The following is an 8,821-nucleotide window of genomic DNA, read 5'->3' as shown; positions in this document are numbered from 1 at the left end:
TGTTTCATGGCCAGCGACCGCTTCTTGTGCTGCTTTCGTCGGAAGGTTTTCTTCCGTTGCTGCTCCGAGGAACGCACCGAAGTCGTTCGAGAACATTTTAAGCATGTCTTGAGCGTCAGCCATCATTTTTTTGTCATCGTTAATGGCTGCTGTGACGAGGTTTGCTTGTGCTTCGATGTGATTTTTCGTCCAAGCTTGCTCGAACTGATCTGCACCGGCTTCACCGTAAATTGATTTGATTGCGGCTTTGAAGTCAGCTGTGTGCATGTCTTCCGCCCAGTTTGCAGCATCGTAGTCTTTCGCTTGATCGACACCTGCCGTCATACTGAGGTTCGCAAGAGCGACGTGTTCAGCAGCAAGGCTGTTGAGTGTTGACCGGAGGTCAGCCGCTTTCGTATCAGCTTTCGAGTTATCGAACTTCTCAGGCATCTGTGTTGTGATCGCGACTGAGAGAGCTTTCGAGATGTCATACATGCGGCTGTATCCTTCACGGAACGTGTTGTACGATCCTTCATAGTCGCCTGCTGCATACTCTTGGAATGTTTTATAGACGTCCGCTTCGTGAGCACGAAGGACTTCTTCAGCTGCTTCCTTCGGAAGTTCGCCTTCTGTCGCAGCGTCGAGGAATGTCGAGAGATCCTGGACGAATTCTTCTGTCTCGGCTTTCGAAGCGTTGATGCCTTCCTGATCATCCGCTTTGACGGCTTTGACGAGGTCCGTTGTGTATTTGTTGTGATCGACGAAGATTTTTTCGAATTGTTTCGCGCCTTCGTCGCCATAGACTGAAGCGATTGCCGGTGTCATGTCGAGTGCGTTCTGTTTGAGTGCTGCTTCATAATACTCAGCATCTTTTGAACCGTCATATTGTTTTTTCATGTCCATGACAGCAAGCACGAAGTGCTCAGAAAGCAATTGGTCGAGTGTCGCACGAAGATCTGCTGCTTTCGTTTTGACCGTGACGTTTTTTGCTTTGTCCTCATGCATCATGTCGTCTGAACCGCCTGATGCAAACGCCGCCGTTCCTGGTAATACGAGTGCTGCTGCCATTGCTGATGCTGCGAATTTTTTAGTGTGTTTCATTTGTAATCATCCTTTCAAATTTGGGTTTTATTTTAACCAATCTGGTAATTCGTTTCCTCATCGTTCTGAACAGCATACGCACCCGGATTTCGTTTGGATTTAAAAAAGCAAAAAAAAGTGAAATCTTTTTTAAGTCATTTGTGGAATCTATGAAAAAAGACTCCAGTATGTGTGCATTTTCTTCATAGGGACTACGCAGAAACAACACTGGATTGGCAAGAATTCGCCATAGTGTGTTAAAAGTTGGCTTGATGTAACCGCTTATAATTAAAGACGTGTTCACATGTGGGACATATATAGGAAAGAACGGGGGATATGATCATGAAAGAACGGAATCAAGCTTCGCGCGTGCAGCAGAGCTGGTACCAATCGATGTGGCGGTGGCATTTTTATGCAGGCATTATTTTTGCACCGATTTTTATCATACTTGCCGTCACAGGATCGATTTACTTATTTAAACCGCAACTGGAGGATATGTTGTACCGTGACATGATCTTCACGGAAGAGACAGGGCAACGTCTGCCGCTCGAAGATCAGATGAAAGCTGTCGCGGACAAATATCCAGAGGCGGGTATTTCTTCGCTTGGTCAGTTTGAGCAACAAGACCGGACGACACGGATTGGCGTGACGTTCAAAGAGGAGTCGGGATATGTCTATGTTGATCCATACACGGGTGAAGTGACGGGGAAACGACTCGGGGCAGGACCACTCGGCTTTATTAAAACAATTCATGGGGAATTGTTTGCTGGGAAAGCCGGAAATCTTCTCGTCGAACTTGCAGCGAGCTGGGCAATCATTTTATTGGTGACAGGAACGTATCTCTTTTGGCCACGAGGGAAAACGGGGAGCTTCAAGCGTGTATTTTTCCCGTCCTTCAGACAGAAAAACGGAGCACGTAATTTTTGGAAGGGGCTTCATGGTTCAGTTGCCGTCTGGTCAACGATCGGATTACTCGTGATCATCGGTTCCGGACTCGCATGGTCGGGTGTCGCAGGTCAGTGGATCAATACGATTGCGACGAAAGCCAATTCGAATTATCCACAGTTTGCGTACGGACCGGATGAAAGTATGGCGTCAAAAATCGTCACGAAGGACATTGCGACGGATATTCCTTGGGCGACACAAAACGACGTCGTTCCGAGTTCGGGACCAGCCCGACCGTTGACACTGTCTGTGACGGAAGTCGCAGCTGAAGCGAAACAGTTAGGGATGGGACGCCCGTATCAAATTACACTTCCACAAGGGGAAACAGGGGTCTATACGTTATCCTCTCTTCAAAGTGCGCCGACCAAAGAAGCGACGATTAATCTCGATCAATATTCGGGAACGGTCTTATCCAATGTCTCTTATGCAGACTACGGACTCCTCGCGAAGGGCATTACGCTTGGGATTGGGTTTCATGAAGGACGGTTGTTTGGTTTCTTGAATCAACTCGTCGGATTAGCACTGTGTCTAGGATTAATCTTCATCGTCGCCAGCTCATTTGTTCTATGGTGGAAACGCCGAAATGGTGCAGGAAAACTAGCGCCACCAAAACGGGCGAGTGATCAACGCGTGCAAAAAATCGTTGCCGGTTTGATTGTAGTGATCAGTTTGACGATGCCACTCGCGGCACTGTCGGTCATGACAATCCTCGTACTCGATTTCTTGATTTTCACGCGTCGACGTAAAGGAAATAAGGAGGCGGCAGCATGAAACGATTCGTATTAACAGGTTTATTCGCCAGTAGTATGGTGTTACTGGCCGGCTGTCAGTTCGAGACAAAAGCGGCTGCGCCTGCGATGAAAGTCGGACTTTACGCACCGGAGAAAATCGCAGCAGACACGAACACGACGGTCGCGCTTGAAATTGAGAACCCGCAAGCCATCGATCAGGTGCATGTTCAAGTTACGCCAGTAGGAAGTGACGAGACAGAAACGTATATGGCAGAACAGAAACAGGGACATTATGTCAGCAGTATTCCTTTTAAAAAAGCCGGTGTCTATCTCGTCAATGGTATGGTCCATGTCGGTTCGCATGTCTACACACCAAAAGCACTCGTTCAAGTGGGGGATGTGTCAGAAAAAGAGCTCGAGGCGGCACAGAGCTTATTGAAACAGGCCGTACCGGCAGGGGAACAGACGGATCATCATGGACATCATTAATGGGAAATAAGGACTTCGCTGCCGAAGTCTTTATTTTTTTGGGAAAAATATTAAAAATCAAAACTATTTGTGAACTTCTTACGTTATCTATGTGTAGTCCAAAAAAATAAAGGGGTGTTTACAAGATGAAAATGAAAAAGTCGTTTCTCGCAGTTCCACTCAGTGCCGCATTGTTGATTCCGGCAGCCGGCGTCAGTGCCCATGGTCATGAAGATCACAGCAAGATGGCCAGCTCCGGAAACATGTCTCTCGATGTCTCCTCACCAGCGTCCGACCTCCGGGCGACACTCGATCAGCTTTTATCGGAACATGCCTACCTCGCAGTCGTTGCAATGCAAAAAGGGATTGATGGGGCGGATGATTTTGATCAAGCAGCAGGTGCACTGAATCAAAATGCCGATGATCTCTCAGCAGCCGTCGGATCAGTTTACGGGGATGAAGGCGGAGAAGCCTTTAAAGAAATTTGGAAAAGTCACATCGGTTACTTCGTCGATTACGTGAAAGCAACAGGGGCAGAAGATGAGGAAGCAAAACAAAAAGCGCTCGATGACCTCGATTCGTACCGCGTCGAACAGGCAGCCTTTTTGGATAAAGCAACGGAAGGGCGATTGAAAGCAGCTGATCTCGAAGGTGGCTTAAAAGTCCACGTCACCCAACTCTTGACGTCGTTCGACAGTTACGTTGCAGGTGATTATGACGCCACGTACAGCAATTTGCGAAAAGCAATCGAGCATATGTACATGGTCGGGGAAGGCTTATCCGGTGCAATCGTCGATCAATACCCGGATAAATTTGAAAATACGAAAGTCGATACACCCGCAGCCGATTTACGTGCCGGTCTGAACCACAACTTCTCGGAACACGCGGCACTCGCAATACTTGCGATGCAAAAAGGGATTGAAGGAGCAAAAGACTTTGATGCCGCAGCCGGTGCACTCAGTGAAAACACGGACGACCTGACAGCATCAATCGGTTCGGTCTACGGTAGTGATGCAGCGAAAGAATTCAAAAAAATCTGGTCGAGCCACATCGGCTACTTCGTCGACTATGTCAAAGCAACGGGGGCGGAAGATGAAGACGCACGTGACATGGCCGTCAAAGAGCTCGACGAATATCGCGTCGAACAAGCGGCTTTCCTTGATGCAGCGACGGAAGGTCGCCTGAAGTCAAAAGACCTGGAAGAAGGCTTGAAGATGCACGTTGATCAATTGTTACTCGCCTTCAACAGCTACAATGAAAAAGACTACGATAAAACGTACCCGGCAATCCGTGAAGCTTACGGTCATATGTACGGAGTCGGTGAAGGAACAGCGACAGCAATCGTCGATCAATTCCCGGATAAATTCCAAGGGACGCCAGCAAGCATGCCGAACACAGGTCTTGGTGGAGCCGCTGAAACTCAATCGTCAGCCGGTATCTTATGGTCACTGTTCGGAATTGCAGCCGCTTCACTTTTAGGATTTTTTGCACTCCGCGGTCGTCGTGAACAACAATAAGCCGTCTGACGGAGATGACTCAAAACAGTCGCCTGAAGCGCGTGCGTTCTTTTAGACGAGAGGAGAGTGGCGGATGTAACATCGGCCACCTTTGCCTCTGTAAAGACTGACGTTTAAGTCAGTCGCATTAGATTGCAGCCTCAATGATTTTGAAGGATTCAAGATTCGATTCCTACTCCCGCATTCTTCGGAAAATGAATCTCTGTTAGAGGACGGTCACTAGAATAGAAGTCAGGAAAGGAGGAGGAACAATGAAACGAACCAGCGGCATGGTAGTAGTACTCGTTTTCGTCGTCTTCATAGCTCTCATGACACCAGAACTGCATGCAGTGGCAGTTGAACATCTGTTGCAGGATCCATTGACATCGAGCGAGATCATCCCGGTCGAAGATCGTGCAGTCGAGCCAGGTATCGTCCCGCGTATCTTACCGTGGATTGTCAGTAGTCTATTGCTCAGTGCCTTCGTGACGTTCCTCCTCCTGCGACGTAAACCAAAGCGTTAAATGAAAGCACAATCCGTTTCTCAGCCACCTGCGGCTGAAGAGGCGGATTTTTTTGAAGTGGACACGCGTCCGGATCAGACACGCCGCAAAAACAAAAACATCGATGCCTGATTTTCGGCGACATCGCGACGAAAGAACTCGGTATACTGTAGAAAAGGAGGCGATCGCATGGAGGACCATCAAACAGAAGAGTATTATGCGGCACTCGTCCGCCGGGATGCGACCTATGAAGGGCGGTTCTTCGTCGGCGTCAAGACGACAGGCATCTTTTGCCGGCCGTCCTGTCCTGCCCGGAAACCGAAACGCGAGAACTGTGAATTTTACAAGACGGCGAAAGAAGCCTTACTCGCTTCGTATCGCCCGTGTCTCCGCTGTAAACCGTTGTCGCACCCCGGTGCGAGTGACATCATCAGCCGTCTTGTTGCCGCTGTCGAAGCGACACCGGAAAAACGTTTTAAGGAGGCCGATTTCCGGGAACTTGGACTCGATGCATCAACGGCGCGCCGCCAATTCAAAAAACGCTTCGGGATGACGTTCGTCGAGTATGCCCGCTCACGTCGGATGGGACTGGCGATGAAAGAAATCCGGACCGGGAAACCGGTCATCGAGGCCCAGCTCGCGGGTGGCTACGAATCGAGCAGCGGCTTTCGGGATGCTTTCGCAAAAATCATGGGTGCGACACCGAAACGCTGGGACGGGACTTACTTGCAGGCGAAATGGCTCGATACGCCACTCGGTCCGATGCTCGCGATTGCAGACGAGGAAGCCCTTCATTTGCTTGAGTTCGTCGATCGCCGGGGATTGGAACGGGAGATCGAACGGCTTCGTCTCGCGGCACGGGCCGTCATCGTCCCGGGGGAATCAATCATCTTCGAGCAGATCGGACAGGAGCTGACCGACTATTTCGCCGGGACACTGCTTCAGTTCAAGACACCACGTGCCCTCTACGGCACGCCGTTCCAACGCCGCGTCTGGGCCGAGTTGGAGCGTATTCCGTCCGGGGAAACAATCTCCTATCAAGAACTCGCCATCCGGATTGGCAATCCGCTTGCTGTCCGGGCCGTCGCCCGGGCAAATGGTGCCAATCAACTGGCACTCGTCATTCCGTGTCACCGCGTCATTCGGGCGAACGGGGACCTAGGCGGGTATGCCGGCGGGCTCGCCCGGAAAGCGACGTTGCTCGAAACCGAGCGACGAAAGGACTTGATTTTACATGGCACTGATTAAAGATGTCTTCTCGGACGACTGGCTCGACCGCCTGAGTCGGGCGCTTGACGCGCCGCGGCTGCAGCAGGACATTAAACGAGCCGACTGGGAGGAACTCGCCTTCAAACAACGGGTCCGCCGAATTTCGACGTCGCTTGGATCGTATGTGCCACGTGAATTTGATGTGGCGGCGACAGAACTCGAACGGCTTGCCCCGGAGTTCACGGGACTCGCCGGGATCGTGTTTCCCGACTATATCGAGCTCTACGGCGACGACTGGGACCGGTCGTTGCTGGCACTCGAACGGCTGACGCCGTATTCGACAGCGGAGTTCGCTGTCCGGCGATTTTTACTGAGCGACCAAGACCGGTACTTACAACAGGCACTGCTCTGGAGCACGTCGGACGATGAACATGTCCGGCGCCTGGCATCGGAAGGGACACGACCACGCCTACCATGGGGACAGGCCATCCCGGCGTTGATTGCCGATCCGCGTCCCGTCCTGCCGCTGCTCGACCGGTTGCTGACCGACGACTCACTTTACGTCCGCAAGAGTGTCGCCAATCACTTGAACGACATCACGAAGACGCACCCGGAACTTGTGATTGAACGACTCGATCAGCTCGGAAACAATCCGCAGACGGACTGGGTGTTACGTCATGCTTCGCGGACGTTGCTGAAACAAGGACACCCTGACGTCCTAAAGGCATTTGGTCTCGTGACACGCGGCACGGTCACGGTCGATGATTTGACGGTGACACCGTCGCTGCCGATCGGGGGCGAGCTGACGTTTACGTTTGCGCTGACGACAACAGAACCGCAAGTCCTGCGGATTGAATATGCGATTGACTATGTCAAAAAGCGGGGAATGAGTCAAAAGGTCTTTCGGATTAGTGAACGACAGGTGGCTGGACGGGAGACGTTTACAAAACGGCAATCGTTTCGGAACTTGACGACACGCGTCCACTATCCGGGGACGCATCGTGTGACCATCTTGATTAATGGGCAAGCTTACGCAACGGCAACGTTTGACGTGACAGGGGAGGAATGAAGATGAACGGACGCCATCCTGACTTTACGACGTCCCGCTTACACATCGAAGCGGTGGATACGACAGACGGCTGTGTTTGGACATTGGAGCTGCGGGACGAGCACCAACAGGTTGCGACGATGCAGTTAGCCGGTCAGCAACTCAGCTATGACGCAATCGATCCGTCTGACGCCGCCGGCTACGTTGAAGAAGCCTTGAGGGTCATCACGGCGTATCTGGCACGGACATTATTGTTACCGTCCGTGACGGGCAGAGGCGGGGAAGTCGTCGTTTGGGAGAAGAGTGGATTTGAGAGAACGGATGACGGATTTTCGTTAGCCTTGACGCACTAAACGAAAAAGAGGACAATCCGCGTCGCGGACTGCGAACGGCTTGTCCTCTTTTTTTAAGGTTCCGAGATGCCGTTCGCGAGCAACAGGAGATAAACCCAAATCACGAGCGGGAGCAACAGCATCAGAGTGGCAAGCAGGCTGAAGGTCTTGATGACAGTGTTTTTCAACCGGAGCGCAATCAGGAGTGACATCACATAGCCGACGCCGACGAGCGAATACAGACTGATCGGGACCCAAAGGCTCATATTCGGGAACGTCCGTCCGTTCAGCCCGAAGAACAGTAGGATGCTGACAATCAAGAGGATGAAAGTCAGGATCAGAGAGTGGTATTCGTTCCGGTGCGACTTCAAGCGGCATTCCCCTTTCATGACGTTACCTGACGGGTGTGTAAGACCAGCCGAAGCGGGCACAGATTGCTTCGGCACTTGCAGCGGCAGAGCGTCCTTCCGTATCCAGGCGGAAGTAGTTCGGGTACGGCAGTTCTCCTGGCAGGGAGGACGTCCGGTAGCCGTCTGCCGTCTCGAGCAAGTCGTTTTCGGAAGCGGTGAGATCCCGTTTCGTAAACTTATGGGCAAGCCGGTTTTCCGTCTTGTTTCGCGCGAGACGTGTCGCGACGGATGCTTCGAGTTCGACGATATAGACGTCGGCACCGGCTTCTTCGAATAACGCGACCGTCTCCTCGATGAATTCGATGCCCCCGCCTTCAACCCCGAACAGGCAGAGGAATGTGAAGAGGACGCCTTCGAGATCACTGACCGCCATCTCCTTGAACATCTCCCGACGGATTAAGTCTTTCAGCCTGTGATGGGCGGGCTTTGAAAAGTCAAAATAGGGCAACAGCAAATCGATCGTCTGGTGGTTATGAAACAACTTCATCCCGGTCAACCGTTCGAGTTCCTGACCGATCGTCATTTTTCCGACCGCCTGCGGACCGAGCAATAAAACAAATTTCATCAAAAGACCCCGTTTCCTTTTTTTTGTTAGATTACCATACCGGTTCAGCACGTTG

The 8,821-nt window shown here is 51.4% G+C and carries 10 protein-coding genes; 7 read left to right on the top strand and 3 right to left on the bottom strand.

All coding sequences use genetic code 11. The features are described 5' to 3' along the window. Window positions 1–1,080 (bottom strand): copper amine oxidase (locus tag KNP94_RS11905; RefSeq protein WP_215115708.1); only part of this gene is annotated, 1,080 nt, incomplete at its 3' end. 321 nt (window positions 1,081–1,401) lie between these two features. Here KNP94_RS11905 and KNP94_RS11900 point away from each other — a divergent pair. The 7 genes from KNP94_RS11900 to KNP94_RS11870 all read left to right on the top strand — a co-directional run bounded on the left by KNP94_RS11900 (window position 1,402) and on the right by KNP94_RS11870 (window position 7,812). Continuing rightward, window positions 1,402–2,775, top strand: coding sequence for a PepSY-associated TM helix domain-containing protein (locus tag KNP94_RS11900; protein ID WP_239456801.1), 1,374 nt, complete (start codon window positions 1,402–1,404; stop codon window positions 2,773–2,775). Beyond that, on the top strand, window positions 2,772–3,224 hold the full coding sequence (locus tag KNP94_RS11895; RefSeq protein ID WP_088836136.1) for a hypothetical protein: 453 nt from the start codon (window positions 2,772–2,774) through the stop codon (window positions 3,222–3,224). Before KNP94_RS11900 ends, KNP94_RS11895 begins: the two co-directional genes overlap by 4 nt. 125 nt (window positions 3,225–3,349) lie before the next feature. Next, complete coding sequence (locus tag KNP94_RS11890; RefSeq protein ID WP_215115707.1) at window positions 3,350–4,720, top strand: copper amine oxidase; 1,371 nt, start codon at window positions 3,350–3,352, stop codon at window positions 4,718–4,720. 251 nt (window positions 4,721–4,971) lie between these two features. Continuing rightward, window positions 4,972–5,223: a hypothetical protein gene (locus tag KNP94_RS11885; protein WP_214803401.1), complete on the top strand. Its 252-nt coding sequence runs from the start codon at window positions 4,972–4,974 to the stop codon at window positions 5,221–5,223. Window positions 5,224–5,391: 168 nt separating this feature from the next. After that, window positions 5,392–6,450, top strand: coding sequence for a bifunctional transcriptional activator/DNA repair enzyme AdaA (locus KNP94_RS11880; RefSeq protein WP_215115706.1), 1,059 nt, complete (start codon window positions 5,392–5,394; stop codon window positions 6,448–6,450). Next, window positions 6,437–7,480 carry a DNA alkylation repair protein gene (locus tag KNP94_RS11875; protein ID WP_215115705.1) on the top strand — a complete coding sequence of 348 codons (1,044 nt, stop codon included), beginning with the start codon at window positions 6,437–6,439 and terminating at the stop codon, window positions 7,478–7,480. Before KNP94_RS11880 ends, KNP94_RS11875 begins: the two co-directional genes overlap by 14 nt. Window positions 7,481–7,482: 2 nt before the next feature. Further along, window positions 7,483–7,812, top strand: coding sequence for a hypothetical protein (locus KNP94_RS11870; protein WP_215115704.1), 330 nt, complete (start codon window positions 7,483–7,485; stop codon window positions 7,810–7,812). A 53-nt stretch (window positions 7,813–7,865) separates the two neighbouring features. Here KNP94_RS11870 and KNP94_RS11865 read toward each other — a convergent pair whose 3' ends face one another. Both KNP94_RS11865 and KNP94_RS11860 read right to left on the bottom strand, forming a co-directional pair. Then, window positions 7,866–8,162, bottom strand: a complete 297-nt coding sequence (locus tag KNP94_RS11865; RefSeq protein ID WP_251132069.1) for a hypothetical protein — start codon at window positions 8,160–8,162, stop codon at window positions 7,866–7,868. 22 nt (window positions 8,163–8,184) lie between these two features. Next, entirely contained in the window at window positions 8,185–8,766 is a 582-nt protein-coding gene (locus KNP94_RS11860) for a DEAD/DEAH box helicase family protein (protein ID WP_215115703.1), read from the bottom strand. Window positions 8,767–8,821 lie beyond the last annotated feature (55 nt).

The sequence above is a fragment of the Exiguobacterium sp. s80 genome (genome assembly GCF_018618725.1).
Classification (GTDB): domain Bacteria; phylum Bacillota; class Bacilli; order Exiguobacteriales; family Exiguobacteriaceae; genus Exiguobacterium_A; species Exiguobacterium_A oxidotolerans.
Note: the sequence above shows the minus strand (reverse complement) of the source record. Positions and strands in the feature narration are given on the sequence as shown.